Raw genomic sequence first — 15837 nt, 5'->3', positions numbered from 1 at the left:
CGCCCACCCGGCCCGGACCGGCAGGTCTCGAGGTGGTCTCGGAGGCACTGGTTCGTCGGACAGGCAGGTGCCGCCCACCTACCCTCGGGGGCATGCGCCTCGGTCCTGCCACCCTGTCCGCTGCCGTGACCCTGGCGCTCCCGCTGGGCCTGCTGGCGGCTCCCGGCGGTTCCGCCGCCCCGGCCGCCCGGGCGTCCGAGCCGGAGCACTCGCTGCGGATCTGGGGCAACGAGGTGGGCAGCTACCCCTCCTTCGACCCCGCCGTGCACCGCTACGCCGCGACCACCACCGCCGCCACCGGCGGCCGGCTCACCGTGGCCGCCACCAGCACCGAGCCGGGCGCCCGCGTGTACGTCGACGGCGCGCTCGAGACCGACGGCCGGGCCCGGGTCACCGGGCTGGAGGAGGGCGACGAGGTCACCGTCTGGGTCGACGACAGCGCCGGGCGGGCGACGTACTCGGTGGTCTACCTGCCCGTGGAGTTCCCCGCGATCGAGGTGACCACGACGCCGGAGCCGGGGGCGGTCGCCGACGGCAAGGTGCTGCTGACCCTCGACCGCTGGACCTCGGAGTCGGAGAGCTACGAGGTGGCCATGGACCGCCAGGGCGTGCCCGCATGGGTGCGCACCACCGACGGCGGTGCCTCCATGGACCTCAAGGAGGTGCCGGGCGGCTACAGCATCTTCCGCCAGCCCACGACGAGCCCGGGTCGCACCGGGTCGAGGCTGGTGCGGCTCGACGAGCAGTTCCGCGAGGTCGCGGCGTACGAGACCGTCGGCCTGGTCGACACCGACGGCCACGACGTGGCCTGGCAGGACGACGGCAGCGCCTACCTGATGGCCTACGAGCCCGACGACCGCTCCGGCGAGCAGCTCACCGGCGCGGTGCTGCAGCACCTGAGCGCCGAGGGCGAGGTGCTCTTCGAGTGGGACGCCGCCGACCACGTCGACCGCGCCGTCGAGGGCACCGCCGGCACCAACCCCGACTGGGCGCACGTCAACTCCGTCGAGGTGATGGACGACGGCGACCTGCTCGTCTCCTTCCGCCACCTCAGCGCCGTCCTCAAGATCGCGCGCACCGCCCACGACGGCTTCGCCGAGGGTGACGTCGTGTGGCGCCTGGGAGGTCGCCGCAGCGACTGGAGCTTCCCCGACGACGAGGCGGGCACGGGGCCCTGCGCCCAGCACACGGCCGCCGAGACCGACAGCGGCACCATCCTCCTCTTCGACAACGGGTCGGCGTCGTTCACCCGCAACGGGACCATCTGCGTCGACCAGGCCGACCCCGACGGGTTGACGGTCCCGCGGCTGTGGAGCCGGGTCAGCGAGTACGAGCTCGACGAGGCGAGCGGCGAGGCCCGCACCGTCTTCGAGCACCGGATGACCGAGCCGACCGACCACCTCGCGATCTTCGCCGGCTCCTCGCAGCGCCTGGCCAACGGCAACACCCTGGTCGGCTGGGCCGCCGAGCGGCGGGTCATGGCCAGCGAGGTCGGCAGCGACGGCGAGGTGCTGTGGTCGGTGCGCGACGCGAGCAACCCCACCGACCAGGCGTTCTTCAGCTACCGGGCCGCGCTGGGCGCGGTCCCCGACGCCACGCCGCCCACGGTCGAGGTTGCCGGCACCGCTGCCGACGCCGCCGTCGTCGACCTCGGCACGCCGCTCACCGTCGCCGCGCTGGGCGTCCGCTGCACCGACCGGGGCGGCGCGGGGCTGACGTCGTGCGAGGCGGGCGAGGCCGCCTCGGACGTGCCCGGGGAGCACCGGGTGGAGGTCACCGCCACCGACGCCGCCGGTCTCAGCACCACGGGGAGCCTGGCCTACCGGGTGCGCGACAGCCGCGCCGACGCCGCGGTCGGGCCCCGCGCCCGCGACCTGCGCGGCGAGGGCGCCACCGGGTCGTGGCGAGGCCAGAAGGCCCGCGTCGACCTGCGTCGCACCGGCCAGCAGGAGCGGCTCCTGGTGCGGCTGCGCCACGGCGCCGGCGCCGCCGACCGGGTCGCGGTGAGCGGCACCGGCAGCTCGGCGGGCTTCAAGGTCCGCTACCGCTTCCGTGGCGAGGACGTCACCGGCGCGGTGCGGCGCGGCACCTGGCGCAGCCCGGCGATCGAGCCCGGCGGGCACGCCGACCTGAAGGTCGTCGTACGTCGTCGCGGTGCGGCGGACGCGGGCGACCGGCTCGTCGTGAAGGTCGACGCCACCGCGGGGCTCGGCAGCGGTGCGGCCGACCACGTGGGCGTGGTGGTGCGGGCCCGCTAGCCCGCGGTCTGTTCGGGCCGGGTCAGCGGGAGGTTTGGGCCGGGTCAGCGGGAAGTCTGGGCCGGGTCAGCGGGAGGTTTGGGCCGGGTCAGAGGTCGGCGCCGTCGGGGCGGCGGACGAACTCCAGGCCGTCGGCGCCCAGGAACCGGCCGAAGTGCTGGTCGACGATGCCCAGGGCGAGGTCGGAGTAGACCTTGTCGTGGATGGCCAGGGTGCGCGGGGCGGCCACCGAGCGGGCGAACTCGATGCCCTCGGCGATCGCCATCCACGGCGCGCAGACCGGGGCCAGCAGGACGTCGACCGGCTCGCCGGGGCCCGTCAGCGCGTCGCCGGGGTGGTAGACGCGCTCGTCGCCGCAGGTCAGCACGTAGCCGGAGTTGTCGAAGTGCGGCAGCTCGGGGTGGATGACGGCGTGCTTCTCGCCCACCACCCGCACCGGCACCCCGGCCACGTCGACCGAGTCGCCGGGAGCCACGACGGTGACGCGCCCGAGCAGGTCGGGGGCCTGCTCGCCGATGCGCGCGGCGACCGCCGCGATGGTCCAGATCGGGGCGTCGGTGGCGCGCAGCGCCTCGGGCGTCCAGTGGTCGGGGTGCTCGTGGGTGACCAGCACCCCGGCCGCGCCGTCGACCGCCGCCGCGGCGTCAGGGGTGAAGGCGCCGGGGTCGAGCACCAGCGCGGTGCCGTCGTGCTCGACGCGCACGCAGGAGTGGCCGAACTTGGTGATCCGCATGCCTCCCACCGTAAACGGCTCGCGCGGCGCGACGCGGCGGGCCAGGATCGCCGCGTGATCGACGTCGTGGTGTCCGGGGCGCTGACCGGGCTCGCGATCGCAGTGCCGGTCGGGGCCGTGGGCGCCCTGCTGGTGGCCCTGGCCTCGCGTGCGGGCTGGCGGGTCGGCGCGGCGGCGGCGCTCGGGGTCGCCTCCGTCGACGGGGTGTACGCCGCTGTCGCGGTGCTGGCCGGGGCCGCCGTCTCGGCCGCGCTCGTGCCGATCGCCGGGGCGCTGGAGGTCGCGGCCGGGCTGGTCCTGCTCGGGGTGGCCGCCCTGCTGGCGCTGCACGCGCTGCGACCGGAGCGGCCCGGCGGCGCTGCCGACCGGCAGGCCCGGCGCGAGCCCGGCCCGGGGGCGGCGTACCTGCTCTTCCTCGGCATGACCGCGCTCAACCCGACGACGCTGGTCTACTTCGCCGCCGTGGTGCTCGGCAACCGCGACCTCGTCGACGGGGCCACCGAGGGCGCGGTGTTCGTGGTGGCGGCGCTGGTGGCCTCGGCGGCCTGGCAGCTGGTGCTGGCGACCAGCGGTGCGCTGCTCGGCCAGGCGCTGAGCGGGCCCCGGGGCCGGCGGCTCAGCGGTCTGGTGGCGGCCGCCACGGTAGCGGGCCTGGCGCTGCATACGATGCTCGGGTGAGCACGCAGCGGGAGCCGGTGCGGCCGGCGGAGGCAGGCGACGCCCGGCTGCGCCCGGCCGCCGGGCCCTCCGACGCCGAGGCCCTCGCCCACCTGCACCTCGACGTGTGGGAGGACGCCTACACCGGGCTGATGCCCGCGCAGCTGCTGGCCGAGCGCCGCGCTCGGCCCGAGGAGCGGGTGGCGTCGTGGCGCCGGGTCCTGGCATCCCGGGCCGCGGCCCTCGACGCCGACCCGGGCGCCGAGCCGGTCTGGCTCGCCGAGGACCGCACCGGGCTGGTCGGCTTCGCCTCGGCCGGGCCGGGCCGTGACGACGAGCCCGGCCTGCCTGCCCTCGAGCTCAGCGCCCTCTACGTGCGGGCCCGCTGCTGGGGCACCGGGCTGGGGCACCGCCTGCTGGTGGCGACGCTGGGCGAGCGGGCGGCGTACCTGTGGGTGCTGGCCGGCAACGACCGAGCGACCGGCTTCTACGAGCGGCACGGCTTCGCGCTCGACGGGGCGGTCGACGACGGCGATGGGCACGGTCGGCACCTGCGGATGGTGCGCCGATGAGCGCCCGCCCCACCGACGAGGTCCCCTGGCTCGACCTGGCCGACCCCGGCTTCGACACCAACGGCGAGCAGGTGCACGCCGCGCGCGAGCGCTCGTGGTGGGCGCGCACGCCGTACGGCGCTGCGGTGCTGCGCCACCAGCAGGGCGCCGCGCTGCTGCGCGACCGCCGCTTCGCGCAGGGCAACGCGCGGTGGCCGGCCCAGAACGGCATCCACTCCGGGCTCTTCCACGACTGGTGGGGCGAGACGCTGCTGAGCCTCGAGGGCGAGGACCACCACCGGGTGCGCCGGCTGCTGCTGCCGGCCTTCCGCAAGCGCTCGATCGAGGCGATGCGGCCCTCGTTCACCGCCCTGGCCGAGGAGCTGGTCGACGGCTTCGCCGGCCGGGGGCGCGTCGAGCTCGTCGGCGAGCTGGCCGAGCCGTACGCCGCCCGGGTGATCTGCCGCCTCCTCGGGCTGGACGAGGACCACTGGCCGCAGGTCGCGCACTGGGCCGACGACATCGGCGCCTCCTTCTCCACCGACGTGGCCGCGCAGGTGCCCCGCATCGAGGCCGCCCTCGACGGCCTCAGCGGCTACCTCGCCGACGTGGTCGCGGACCGGCGGTCCGCGCCGCGCGACGACTTCCTGACCGCGCTGGTGGGCGCGGCCGACGCGCCACCGGAGGGCGAGGCCGGCCTGAGCGACCACGAGCTCTCGGTCGCGCTGGTCTTCCTGGTCTTCGCCGGCATGGAGACCACCCGCAACCAGCTGACGCTGGCGGTGCGGACCCTGCTGCGCCACCCCGACCAGTGGCGGCTGCTCGCCCGGCGACCCGACCTGGGCGCCGCCTGCGTCGAGGAGGTGATGCGGGTCGACCCCACCGTCACCTGGGTGACCCGCGAGGCGCTCGAGGAGGTCGACCTCGGCGACGGCCTCGTGGTGCCGCCGGGCGGGGTGGTGCAGGTGCTCTCGCACGCCGCCGGCACCGACCCGGTCGCCGCGGCCGGCGGCGGGACCGGGCTCGACCTCGAGGCCGCGGCCCGCGGCGAACGGGTGCCGCACACCGGCTTCGGAGCCGGCATCCACCACTGCCTGGGCCACTACGTCGCCCGCGTCGACATGGCCGTCGTGCTGCCCGTGCTGGCGGCCCGGATGCCCGACGCGGAATGCGACGGCCCCGGTGAGTGGTTGCCTGCCTCGGGCAACACCGGCGCGGTGTCGTTCCCGCTGCGGTTCACGCCCACCTGAGCGGGTCCGACAGTCCGGCCCGACAGGCCCGCCCGACCGTCCCGCACCGACCGCGAGGAGACCCCATGACCACCATCGGCATCACCGGAGCCACCGGAGCCCTGGGCGGGCGGGTGACCACCCTGCTCGCGGGCGCCGACATGCGCCTCGACCTGCGGCTGCTGGTGCGCGACGCCGCCCGCGCCCCCGACGTCGACACCGACGTGCGCGAGTGCACGTACGCCGACCACGGCGCGGCGCTGGCGGCGCTGCGCGGCGTCGACACGCTCCTGATGGTCTCGGCCCACGAGGGGCCCCGGCGCCGCGAGGAGCACCGCACCTTCGTGGCGGCCGCCGCCGAGGCCGGGGTGGGCCACGTCGTCTACACCTCGTTCGTGGACGCCGGCCCCGACACCACCTTCACCCTCGGCCGCGACCACCACGACACCGAGCAGGCCATCGCCGGGAGCGGGATGGCCCACACGTTCCTGCGCGACAGCTTCTACCTCGACGTGCTGCCGCACTTCGCCGACGCGCAGGGCGTCCTGCGCGGCCCCGGCGGACGCGGCCGGCTGGCGGCCGTGGCCCGCGACGACGTCGCCGACGCGGCCGCGGCGGTGCTGCGCGACCCGGCCGACCACGCGGGGGCGGCGTACGACCTGACGGGGCCGGAGGCGCTGGGCCTCGACGAGGTCGCGGCGCGCGCCGGCGCGGTGCTCGGGCGCCAGCTGCGCTACGTCGAGGAGAGCGTCGAGGAGGCCTACGCGTCGCGTCGCGCCGGGTGGCCCGACGCCGAGCAGTGGCAGCTCGACGCCTGGGTGAGCACCTACACCGCGATCGCCGACGGGTCGCTGGAGCGGGTCAGCCCCGACCTGGAGCGGCTGCTCGGCCGCGCGCCGCGCACCCTCGAGCAGGCCCTCGACCAGGAGCACGGGCAGCGTGGCTGAGCCTCGCTGCTAGCTGGTCACGTGGTGCACGAAGCACCAGCGCCAGTCCTCCCCCGGCTCGGCGGACTGCATCACCGGATGGGCGGTGTCGCGGAAGTGGGCGGTGGCGTGCTGGGCCGGTGAGGAGTCGCAGCAGGCGAGGTGGCCGCACTCCAGGCACTGGCGCAGCGCGACCCAGGACGTGCCGTCCGCGAGGCAGTCCTCGCACACGCCGGCGTCGCTGGTCTGCACGGCCCAGGTCGCGGCCAGGTGGGCGCAGCTCTCGAGCGGCGCCGGGCGCAGCCCGACCGGCTCCTCCTGCTCGTGCTGGGGGCGCACCCGGTCGATCAGCGACTCCTCGACGTCGAGCATCGCCAGCACCTCGGCGACCACGACCGAGTCGACCCGGCCCGAGCTGCGGATCTCGAGCACCCGCTCGCGCTCGGCGGCGATCATCGCCAACCGCACCCGCGCGTAGAGCTCGCTGGGCGTCTCCTGGCCCGGTGTGGTGCCCAGGCGCTCCCAGGCAGCGAAGTTGCGCTGGTCGATGCGCTGGCGCACCAGGTCGAGGACGCCGTGGCGGTCCTCGTGCTCCTCGTCGGCCTCGATCTCGGCCAGGGCGGCGAAGCCCGCCTTGGAGGCCTGCTGCAGCAGCGTCGCGCGGGCCAGGGCGTCGTCCATCGGGTCGGGCGAGGGCACCCGCAGCCGGCGCGCCAGCCACGGCAGGGTCAGTCCCTGCACCAGCAGGGTGCCGGCCACCACGGTGAAGGCGATCATCAGCAGCACCTCGCGGTGCTCGACGTCGGAGGGGATCACGAACGCCGCGGCCAGGGTGACCACCCCGCGCATCCCCGCCCAGCCGACCAGGAGCGTGTTGCGCCACGACGGGCGCACGCGCACGCCGTCGGGGCCCGGCTGCAGCAGCACCACCCGGGCCGCGGCGACCCACACCACGCGCAGCACGACGACGGCCACCAGGGTGGCGCCGCAGACCAGCACCACCCGGCCCAGGCCGACCTCGCTGCGGCCCACGTCGTCGACCAGCCGGGCGGCCTGCAGGCCGATCAGCAGGAAGACCACGTTCTCGAGGACGAAGGCGATGGTGCGCCAGTTCATCCGCTCCGCGATCCGGGACGAGGCCGTCTGCAGCACCGGTGAGCGGTGCCCCAGCAGCAGCCCCGCGACCACGACCGCGATCACGCCCGAGGCGTGGATCTGCTCGGCGAGCACGTACGCCGCGAAGGGGGTGACCAGCGAGATCGCGGTGTCGGTGAGCGGGTCCTCGACCCGGCGGCGCACCCAGCCGATGACGACGTAGAGCAGCACCCCCGCCGCCACCCCGCCGCCGGCGGCGAGCGCGAAGTCGAGGCCGACGCCGACCGCGCTGATGCCGGCGCCGCCCGCGGCGATCGCGGTGCGCAGCGAGACCAGGGCGGTCGCGTCGTTGAGCAGCGACTCGCCCTCGAGGACCGTCACGATCCGCCGCGGCAGGCCGATCCGGCGCCCGACCGCGGTGGCCGCGACCGCGTCGGGCGGCGCCACGACCGCGCCGATCGCGAGGGCGCCGGGCCAGCCGATCCCGGGCAGCAGCGCGTGCACGAGCACCCCCACCCCGACGGTCGTGAAGACGACCAGGCCCACCGACAGCAGCAGGATCGAGCGCCGGTTGGCGTTGAAGTCGACCAGCGAGGTCTGGATCGCGGCCGCGTAGAGCAGCGGCGGCAGCAGCCCGACCAGCACCACCTCGGGCGACAGGGTGATCTCGGGGACCCCCGGCACGTAGGAGCCCGCGACCCCCACCACGATCAGCACCAGCGGCGCGGGCACGTCGATGCGGTCGGCCAGCGCGGTGACCACGAGCACGGTGAGCGCCATGGCGATGAGCAGCAGGGCGATCTCCACCCCCGGATCATCCCACCCCGGAGCACCCCACCCGGCGGGTCAGGGACGCAGCGCGCGGATCCGCTCGTCGAGGGCGCGGCGGTCGTGGCGGCGCACCCGCGCCTCGACGACCTCGATGCCGCCGTTGGGCGAGGCCAGCGCCTGCTCCAGCTCGGGCAGGCTGTCGACGCGCCAGTGCGGGGTGCGGGTCGCGGCGCACAGTGAGGCCAGGTCGACGGCGTGCGGGGTGGCGAAGAGGCGCTCGAAGCGGTCGGCGTGGGCGGGGGCGCCCTGCTCGAGCATCGAGAAGATCGACCCGCCGTCGTCGTTGACGACCACGATCGTCAGGTCGGGCTCGGGCTCGCCGGGGCCCAGCACCAGCCCGTTGGCGTCGTGCAGGAACGTCACGTCGCCCACCAGCGCCAGGGCCCGGCTGCTGCCGGGCCGGCCCAGCGCCGCGCCGATCGCGGTGGACACGACCCCGTCGATGCCCGACAGCCCCCGGTTGGCCACCACCTTGCGTCGCGCGCCGACCCGCCAGCCGTGCAGCATCAGGTCGAGGTCGCGGATCGGGCTCGAGGCGCCCACGTGCAGCAGCCCCTGGGGCGGCACCGCGCGCGCGACCGCGCCCGCGACGTCGTACGGCGTCAGGCCGGGCTCGGCGCCCAGCAGCGCGTCGAGCTGCCGGGAGACCGCGCGGTCGGCGGCGACCCACGCCTCGAGCCAGGCCGGGTCGGCGGCCTGCTGCTCGGGGTGCGGGGCCGCGCCGTCGAGGTGGGTGTCGACCTCGAAGGGGCGCTCGGCCCAGACCCCGCGCGCGGGGGCGGCCAGCACCTCGACGTCGTCGCGGCCCAGCAGCCGGGTCACCGGCCGGCTCAGGGTCGGGTGGCCGGCCACCACGACCCGCTCGATGCTGCGGCCCAGGTCGGTGTCGAGGAGCAGGCGGTAGGCGCGCAGCGCGTGGGTGCCGGTGCGCGACCCGCTCGAGGGCTCGGCCAGCAGCGGCCACCCCGCCGCCTGGGCCAGCAGCCGCGCCGGCGGCCCGGCGTCGTCGCCGGCCACGACCACCGTGCGCGGGCCGGGGTCGAGCGGGCTGTGGTGGGTGGGCCACCGCGGCCCGTCGACCTCGTGGCGGGTCGACGTCGCCAGGTCCTCGTCGCCGAGGCGCCAGGGCGCCGCCGGCAGCAGCGGCTCGTCGAGACGCACGTTGACGTGGACGGGGCCGTCGTCGAGCCACAGCGTCACCCAGCTCGGCGGGCCGTCGGCGCCGACGTCGCGGGTCTCGACGAGCGGCCCGAAGATGCCGACCTGGTCGGTGGTCTGGTTGGCGCCGGTGCCGGCGAGCCGGGCCGGCCGGTCGGCGGTGACGACCACGAGGGGCACCCCGGCGTGCGCGGCCTCGAGCACCGCGGGGTGCAGGTTGGCCACGGCGGTGCCGGAGGTGCACACGACGGCCGCCGGCGCGCCGGTGCGCGAGAGCCCGAGCGCCACGAAGGCCGCCGAGCGCTCGTCGATGCGGGTGTGCAGGCGCAGCAGGCCGGCGGCGGCGGCGTCCCAGACGGCGAAGGAGAGCGGCGCGTTGCGCGACCCGGGCGCGACCACGACGTCGCGCACCCCCGCGCCGAGCAGGGCGACGACCACCGCACGGGCGGTGCGGGTCGCGTCGTTCTCGTCCGGCTCAGCCACGCCGCCGATCCTCCCGTACCCGGGTCAGCCGGGACACCCGGGCCAGCCGCGCCTCCCAGTGCGCGACCCGCTCGGCGTCGCCGGCCAGCCGCTCCAGGGCGGCCGGCGCGACCGTGGGCCGCCCGACCCGCAGCACCCCGCCGACCGGCAGCAGCGGGTCGTCGGCCACGTCGTCGGTGAGCAGCTGCACCGTGGCCAGCCCGCAGGCGTGCGGCAGCTCGGGCAGGGCGGCGGCCAGGGCGACGCCGGCGGCGATGCCCACCGAGCTCTCCAGCGCCGAGGAGACCACCACCGGCAGCCTGATGTCCTCGGCGATGCGCAGGCAGGCACGCACCCCGCCCAGCGGCTGCACCTTGAGCACCGCGACGTCGGCGGCCTCCAGGTCGCGCACCCGGTAGGGGTCGGCGGCCCGGCGGATCGACTCGTCGGCGGCGACCGGCACGTCGACGCGGCGGCGCACCCGCGCGAGGTCCTCGACGGACGCGCACGGCTGCTCGACGTACTCCAGCCCGCCGGCGGCGCGGTCGTAGCGAGGCAGCGAGGAGACCGCGGTGTCGACGTCCCACAGCCCGTTGACGTCGATGCGCACCCGGCCGCCGGGGCCGTCGGCGTCGAGCGCCGCCCGCACCGCCTCGAGGCGGGCCAGGTCGTCGGCCTCGCCCTGGCCGGGCTCGGCGACCTTGACCTTGGCGGTGCGGCAGCCGCCACGGCGCACGATCGCGTGCGCGGTCTCGGCGTCGACGGCCGGCACCGTCACGTTGACGGCCACCTCGTCGCGCAGCGGGGCGGGCCAGTCGCCCGCGGCGGCCTCCTCGGCGCAGCGCAGCCAGGGCTCGGCGACCACGTCGTCGTACTCCAGGAAGGGCGACCACTCGCCCCAGCCGCCGGGCCCGCGCAGCAGCACGCCCTCGCGCACGGTGATGCCGCGGAAGCGGGTGCGCATCGGGATCGCGAAGACCCGCAGGTCGCCCGGACCGTCCACCTCAGCCGCCCTCCTCGACGAGCGCCCGCAGCGCCACCCGGTCGGGCTTGCCGTTGCCGAGCATCGGCAGCGCGGCCAGGTCGACGACCTGGCGCGGCGCCCACGACCGCGGGTGCGCGTCGGCGACCCAGTCGCGCAGCTCGACGAGCGGCACGGGCCCGGCCGACCCGACCACGAAGGCGACCAGCCGGCCGCCCCACTCGTCGTCGGGCACCCCCAGCACCTCGGCGGCCGCGACCCCGGGGTGCTCGCGCAGCCGGGCGGCGACCGCGGGCGCCGGCACGTTGACCCCGCCGGTCACCACGACGTCGTCGAGCCGCCCGAGCACCTGCAGCCGGCCGTCGTCGTCGAGGCGCCCGGCGTCGGAGGTGTGGAACCAGCCGTCGACCAGCACCTCGGCCGTGAGCGCCGGGTCGCCGTCGTACCCCGCGAAGAGGGTGGGCCCGCCCAGGCGGATCCGCCCGTCGGGACCCAGCGCCAGGCCGACCCCGTCGAGGGGCACCCCGTCGTAGACGCAGCCGCCGGCGGTCTCCGCCGAGCCGTACGTCGCCACCACCCGCACCCCGGCCGCGGCAGCCCGCTCGCGCAGCGACGTGTCGATCGGCCCGCCGCCCAGCAGCACGGTGTGCAGCGACGCGAGGGCCGCGGCGTCGTCGGGGTCGTCGGGGTCGTCGAGCGCCCGGTGCAGCTGGGTCGGGACCAGCGAGACGAACCCGTCGACCCCGGCCGGCAGGGCCGCGACCGCGGCCGCGATCGAGCCGTGCTCCTCCAGCAGCACCGGCTCGTGGCCGGCGACCAGCGAGCGGGCGACCACCTGCACCCCGGCGACGTACGACGCCGGGAGCGCCAGCACCCACGCGCCGGAGGCACCGAGGCGTCGCGCCGAGGCCTCCACCGACGCCAGCACCGCGGCCCGGGGGAGCAGCACGCGCTTGGGCCTCCCGGTCGAGCCGGAGGTCTCCACCACCCACGGCGCCGGCTCGTCGGGCGCGCCCAGCCAGGCCCGCAGCGACGCCACCGCGTGACGTGCGCCACCGGGCCCGATATCCATGCGACGAACGCTAGCCCGGCGTGGTCTCATCCTCCGGTGCCGACCCGCCCCAGCTTCCTGCAGCAGTTCGTCCCCCCGACCCCGCTGGCGGGCAAGCTGTCGGTCCAGTCGGTGCTCTTCGCGGTCGGCGACGGCGCGTTCATCACCGCCAGCGCCGCCTTCTTCCTGGGGGTCGTCGGCCTGTCACCGACCCAGGTCGGCGTCGGCATCACGGTCGCGGGCGTCGCCTCGTTCCTGGTCGCGGTGCCGGCCGGCAAGCTGGCCGACCGGATCGGGCCGCAGCGGTTGTGGGCGATCGGCGCGGTCGGCACCGCGGCGACGTACGCCACCTGGCCCTGGATCGACGGCTTCATCGGCTTCCTGGTCGTCAGCGTGGTGCTCGAGGTGGTCAACTCCACCGGCGGCGCCGCCCGGGGCGCCTACGTCCTCGACGTGCTGCCGCGCGCCGAGCGGATCGGTTCGCAGGCCTACATGTACGCCGCCACCAACCTCGGCTTCACCGTCGGGGCGGGCGTGGGCTTCATGGCGCTCGCCGTCGAGCACAACACCCTGCTCACCGCGCTGCCGCTGCTGACCGCGGCGCTGAGCCTGGTCAACGGCTACTGGATCGCCCGGCTGCCCAAGGCCCCGCACAAGGAGCGCCCCTCGCCGCTGGAGACCGCGATCGCCGCCGCCGTCGACGAGGCCGACGCCCCGCGGGCCGTCCCCAGCGCCCTGCGCAACCCCGGCTACCTGCTCACCTCGTTCTTCAGCGGCGTGCTGATGACCAACCAGGTGCTGCTGCACACGGTGATCCCGCTGTGGCTGATGTCGGAGACCGACGCGCCCCGGGTGCTGCTGGCGGCGCTCTTCGCGACCAACACGCTGATGTGCATCGTGCTGCCGATGGCCGTGGCGCGCACCGTCCGCGGCCTGCCGACCGCGCTGCGCGCGGCCAGGATCAGCAGCGCGTTCTTCGTGGTGGCCTGCGTGATCACGATGGTCACCCGCGACACCCTGGGCTGGCAGACCATCGCCCTGATGTGGGCCGGCCACATCGTCGTCACCTTCGCCGAGCTGTTCCTCTCGGCCGCGACCTGGGCCTTCGAGTCCGAGCTCTCCGACCCCGACCGGCGCGGGGAGTACCAGGGCGCCGGCAACCTGGGCGGCACCCTCGGCTTCGTCTGGGCGCCGGCCGCCTACACCTGGCTGGCCCTGACCTGGGGCACCCAGGGCTGGCTGGTCATCGCCGCGATCATCCTGGTCGCCGCCGTGGGCATCCACCCCTCGGCGCGGATGGCGCAGCGCTTCCTCGAGCGCCACGAGCTCGACCCGGCCCGCTGAGGGCCGCGCGCTCGGTGTTGAATCGTCCGGTGACAGCTCCCGCCCAGTGGGTCGCCGGCGCGCGACCCCGCACCCTGCCCGCCGCCGTCGCGCCCGTGCTCGCCGGCACCGGCGTCGCGGCGTACGTCGACGAGCCGGTGTGGTGGAAGGCGCTGCTGGCCCTCGTGGTCAGCCTGGCGCTGCAGGTCGGCGTCAACTACGCCAACGACTACTCCGACGGGGTGCGCGGCACCGACGACGACCGCGTCGGGCCGATGCGCCTGGTCGGGTCGGGCGCGGCGCCCGCGGCGGCGGTGAAGCGGGCCGCCTTCCTCGCCTTCGGCGTGGCCGCCGCGGCCGGGCTGGTGCTGGCCGCCACCACGGCCTGGTGGCTGGTGGCCGTCGGCGCGGTGAGCGTGCTGGCCGCCTGGTACTACACCGGCGGCGACAAGCCCTACGGCTACCTGGGCCTGGGCGAGGTGATGGTCTTCGTCTTCTTCGGCCTGGTCGCGGTGGTGGGCACCACCTTCGTGCAGACCGAGACCTTCGAGCCGGCGGCCCTGGCGGCCTCTGTGGGCATCGGCGCGCTGGCGTGCGCGATCCTGGTGGTCAACAACCTGCGCGACATCCCGACCGACACCGTCGCCGGCAAGCGCACCCTCGCGGTGCTGCTCGGCGACCCCCGCACCCGTGCCCTGTACGCCGCCCTGGTCGCGCTCGCCGCGCTGGCCGTGGTCGGCGTCGCCGCGCTCACCACGTGGTGGGCGCTGCTGGGCCTGGGCTTCCTGGTGGCGGCGCTGCCCGGGCTGCGCGTGGTCGGTGGGGGCGCCACGGGGCCCGGCCTGGTGCCGGTGCTGCAGGCCACCGGCACGGCCGAGCTGGTGTGGTCGGTGCTGGTGGCCGCGCCGCTGCTGGTGCGCTGAGCCGTCCGGTCCGCACCCCCGGGCTAGGCTCGAGACATGAAGTTCCTGGTGCTCGTCCTCGTGATCGTCGCCGTCGTCGCCGCCTGGCGGATGCGCAGCGTCCTGCTCGGCAAGGTGCTGGGCCAGTCGTCGAGCCGGGTCGACCGGCACCTGGGCCGCAAGAAGCGCTGACGTCAGTCGACGTCCTCGCGCGCCTTGCGCTCCTCGAACCGCTGCCCCGCCTGCCGGGCCCGGGCGTCGACGCGCTGCGCCAACGCCTCGCGGGGGCCGTTGAGCAGGTAGAAGGACCCGATCCCGCTGAGCACGAACGCGATCACGAACACGCCCAGCAGGTTGGCCTCCCCGGCGACGAGCAGCCAGATCCCGCTCACGACCCCGAGCGAGGCGAGGAACAGCACGATGCGCAGACCGGTGTAGACAGCGAACTCCTTCACCCCTCCAGGGTAGGTCGTCACCGGGCAGCGCCTACATTGGAGGGGTGCTGAAGTTCCTGCTGGTGGTGGCCGTCGTCGGCGTCGTCACCTACCTCGCCGTCCGGCTGATGCAGCGCCGCCTGCCCGGCGGCGGCTCACCCGCACCGCGCCGACCCCTGCCCGGCCCCAAGCCGAAGCCGCGGATGGTCGCCCCCGACGACGACGAGGACTTCCTGCGCGACCTCGAGCGCAAGCGCCGCCACCCCGAGGATCCCGACACCCCCGCCTGACGGCCGAGCAGTCACCTTCGCACCACCCACCGGTCAGTTCTGCACCAGCCACCGCTCAGTTCTGCACCGAGGCGGCGTACGCCTCAGGCCGAGAAGAGCTCCAGCTCCCGGCCCCAGCCGTCGACGACCGGTCGCAGCACCGGGCGGGCGCGCTCGGCGTCGACGTCCGAGCAACGGGCCACGACCTCCCCGAAGGTCTCCCTGATCGCCGCGGGGTCGCCGTCGAGCGTGCCGACCACCAGCTCGAGCAGGCGCTCGCCGTCCCAGCCGGGCAGCGGGTGCGCGCGCAGCTCCCACGGCAGGTACTTGTGGTAGGGCCGGACCCGGCCCGCCAGCGAGAACACGACGTCGAGCAACCACGGCACCGACTCCGCGGCGTCGAGCCGCCGCTCGAGCCGGCGCCCGTCCCGGTCGTTCTTGAGGGCGCGGTAGGCGTAGTTCAGCCACCCGTCCAGCCGGTCGTGCTCGATGAGGATCGACTCGGCCTCGTCGGCGTCCACGCCCGCCTGCCGGCGTACGGCGTCGGCCACCCGCCCGCCGCTGCGGTCGAGCAGCACGGGCGCCCAGGCGTACGACCACCGGTGGTACCACCCCTCGGTGCCGAAGACCGGCAGGTCGTCGAGCTCCGAGACCGGCACCGGGATCTCGTCCAGCACGTCCGCGTGCCGGGTGCGCCGCCCGGCCATGCCCTGGTCGGTGAGCACGACGTAGACGTCCACGTCGGAGCGGGACGTGGCCGTGCCGCGCCCGACCGATCCCGAGAGGACCATCGCCACCAGGTCGTCCCCGTGGTCCTCGGCGTTGCGCCCGGCGACCTCGTGCAGCACGTCGCGGTGCTCCTGCGAGACGTGGTCCGGGAGGCGCAGGACGTGCTCGGTGGTCGTCACCGTCAGCACTGTCCACGAGCAGCCGCTCCTCGGGCAACGGGGTTTCCCGGAGGTGCGGAGCCGACTGC

Annotated in this window: 16 protein-coding genes; 9 read left to right on the top strand and 7 right to left on the bottom strand. The window is 76.0% G+C overall.

The features are described 5' to 3' along the window. Positions 1 to 92: 92 nt before the first annotated feature. Positions 93 to 2258: an aryl-sulfate sulfotransferase gene (locus tag ABKW28_RS14380; protein WP_348610763.1), complete on the top strand. Its 2166-nt coding sequence runs from the start codon at positions 93 to 95 to the stop codon at positions 2256 to 2258. Positions 2259 to 2346: 88 nt separating this feature from the next. On the opposite strand, the gene ABKW28_RS14375 is transcribed toward ABKW28_RS14380, so the two are convergent. Further along, entirely contained in the window at positions 2347 to 2991 is a 645-nt protein-coding gene (locus ABKW28_RS14375; RefSeq protein WP_348610760.1) for an MBL fold metallo-hydrolase, read from the bottom strand. Between the two features lie 54 nt (positions 2992 to 3045). Here ABKW28_RS14375 and ABKW28_RS14370 point away from each other — a divergent pair, with 54 nt between their 5' ends. The 4 genes from ABKW28_RS14370 (at position 3046) to ABKW28_RS14355 (ending at position 6375) form a co-directional block, all read left to right on the top strand. Continuing rightward, a complete protein-coding gene (locus tag ABKW28_RS14370) occupies positions 3046 to 3669 on the top strand; it encodes a LysE family transporter (RefSeq protein ID WP_193668042.1) in 624 nt (207 codons plus the stop codon). Next, the gene (locus tag ABKW28_RS14365; RefSeq protein WP_348610757.1) at positions 3666 to 4220 is read left to right on the top strand and encodes a GNAT family N-acetyltransferase; all 555 of its coding nucleotides are present in this window, start codon (positions 3666 to 3668) and stop codon (positions 4218 to 4220) included. The genes ABKW28_RS14370 and ABKW28_RS14365 overlap by 4 nt, the downstream gene beginning before the upstream one ends. Further along, positions 4217 to 5449, top strand: a complete 1233-nt coding sequence (locus ABKW28_RS14360; protein WP_348610749.1) for a cytochrome P450 — start codon at positions 4217 to 4219, stop codon at positions 5447 to 5449. The genes ABKW28_RS14365 and ABKW28_RS14360 overlap by 4 nt, the downstream gene beginning before the upstream one ends. A 65-nt stretch (positions 5450 to 5514) precedes the next feature. After that, on the top strand, positions 5515 to 6375 hold the full coding sequence (locus ABKW28_RS14355) for an NAD(P)H-binding protein (RefSeq protein WP_348610746.1): 861 nt from the start codon (positions 5515 to 5517) through the stop codon (positions 6373 to 6375). A gap of 9 nt (positions 6376 to 6384) precedes the next feature. On the opposite strand, the gene ABKW28_RS14350 is transcribed toward ABKW28_RS14355, so the two are convergent. Genes ABKW28_RS14350 through ABKW28_RS14335 form a run of 4 tightly spaced genes read right to left on the bottom strand, consistent with a single transcriptional unit; the run spans position 6385 to position 11954 of the window. After that, positions 6385 to 8256: a Na+/H+ antiporter gene (locus ABKW28_RS14350; protein WP_193668046.1), complete on the bottom strand. Its 1872-nt coding sequence runs from the start codon at positions 8254 to 8256 to the stop codon at positions 6385 to 6387. Between the two features lie 39 nt (positions 8257 to 8295). Beyond that, on the bottom strand, positions 8296 to 9921 hold the full coding sequence (menD, locus tag ABKW28_RS14345) for a 2-succinyl-5-enolpyruvyl-6-hydroxy-3-cyclohexene-1-carboxylic-acid synthase (protein WP_348610743.1): 1626 nt from the start codon (positions 9919 to 9921) through the stop codon (positions 8296 to 8298). Next, positions 9914 to 10903, bottom strand: a complete 990-nt coding sequence (locus tag ABKW28_RS14340) for an o-succinylbenzoate synthase (RefSeq protein ID WP_348610740.1) — start codon at positions 10901 to 10903, stop codon at positions 9914 to 9916. Before ABKW28_RS14340 ends, menD begins: the two co-directional genes overlap by 8 nt. Before the next feature lies 1 nt (position 10904). Further along, entirely contained in the window at positions 10905 to 11954 is a 1050-nt protein-coding gene (locus ABKW28_RS14335) for an AMP-binding protein (protein ID WP_348610737.1), read from the bottom strand. A 36-nt stretch (positions 11955 to 11990) separates the two neighbouring features. On the opposite strand from ABKW28_RS14335, the gene ABKW28_RS14330 reads away from it, so the two are divergent. Genes ABKW28_RS14330 through ABKW28_RS14320 form a run of 3 tightly spaced genes read left to right on the top strand, consistent with a single transcriptional unit; the run spans position 11991 to position 14350 of the window. Continuing rightward, entirely contained in the window at positions 11991 to 13277 is a 1287-nt protein-coding gene (locus tag ABKW28_RS14330) for an MFS transporter (protein ID WP_348610734.1), read from the top strand. A gap of 29 nt (positions 13278 to 13306) precedes the next feature. After that, positions 13307 to 14179 carry a 1,4-dihydroxy-2-naphthoate polyprenyltransferase gene (locus tag ABKW28_RS14325; protein ID WP_193668050.1) on the top strand — a complete coding sequence of 291 codons (873 nt, stop codon included), beginning with the start codon at positions 13307 to 13309 and terminating at the stop codon, positions 14177 to 14179. Between the two features lie 36 nt (positions 14180 to 14215). Next, positions 14216 to 14350, top strand: a complete 135-nt coding sequence (locus tag ABKW28_RS14320) for a hypothetical protein (RefSeq protein WP_264675475.1) — start codon at positions 14216 to 14218, stop codon at positions 14348 to 14350. A 2-nt stretch (positions 14351 to 14352) separates the two neighbouring features. On the opposite strand, the gene ABKW28_RS14315 is transcribed toward ABKW28_RS14320, so the two are convergent. Continuing rightward, on the bottom strand, positions 14353 to 14613 hold the full coding sequence (locus ABKW28_RS14315; RefSeq protein WP_193668051.1) for a DUF4229 domain-containing protein: 261 nt from the start codon (positions 14611 to 14613) through the stop codon (positions 14353 to 14355). Positions 14614 to 14657: 44 nt separating this feature from the next. Here ABKW28_RS14315 and ABKW28_RS14310 point away from each other — a divergent pair, with 44 nt between their 5' ends. Next, positions 14658 to 14882, top strand: coding sequence for a hypothetical protein (locus ABKW28_RS14310; RefSeq protein ID WP_348610731.1), 225 nt, complete (start codon positions 14658 to 14660; stop codon positions 14880 to 14882). Positions 14883 to 14965: 83 nt separating this feature from the next. On the opposite strand, the gene ABKW28_RS14305 is transcribed toward ABKW28_RS14310, so the two are convergent. Then, a complete protein-coding gene (locus ABKW28_RS14305; RefSeq protein ID WP_348610728.1) occupies positions 14966 to 15769 on the bottom strand; it encodes a nucleotidyltransferase domain-containing protein in 804 nt (267 codons plus the stop codon). Between the last annotated feature and the right edge of the window lie 68 nt (positions 15770 to 15837).

The organism is Nocardioides sp. 31GB23 (assembly GCF_040012395.1).
Taxonomy (GTDB): Bacteria; Actinomycetota; Actinomycetes; order Propionibacteriales; family Nocardioidaceae; genus Nocardioides; species Nocardioides salarius.
Note: the sequence above shows the minus strand (reverse complement) of the source record. Positions and strands in the feature narration are given on the sequence as shown.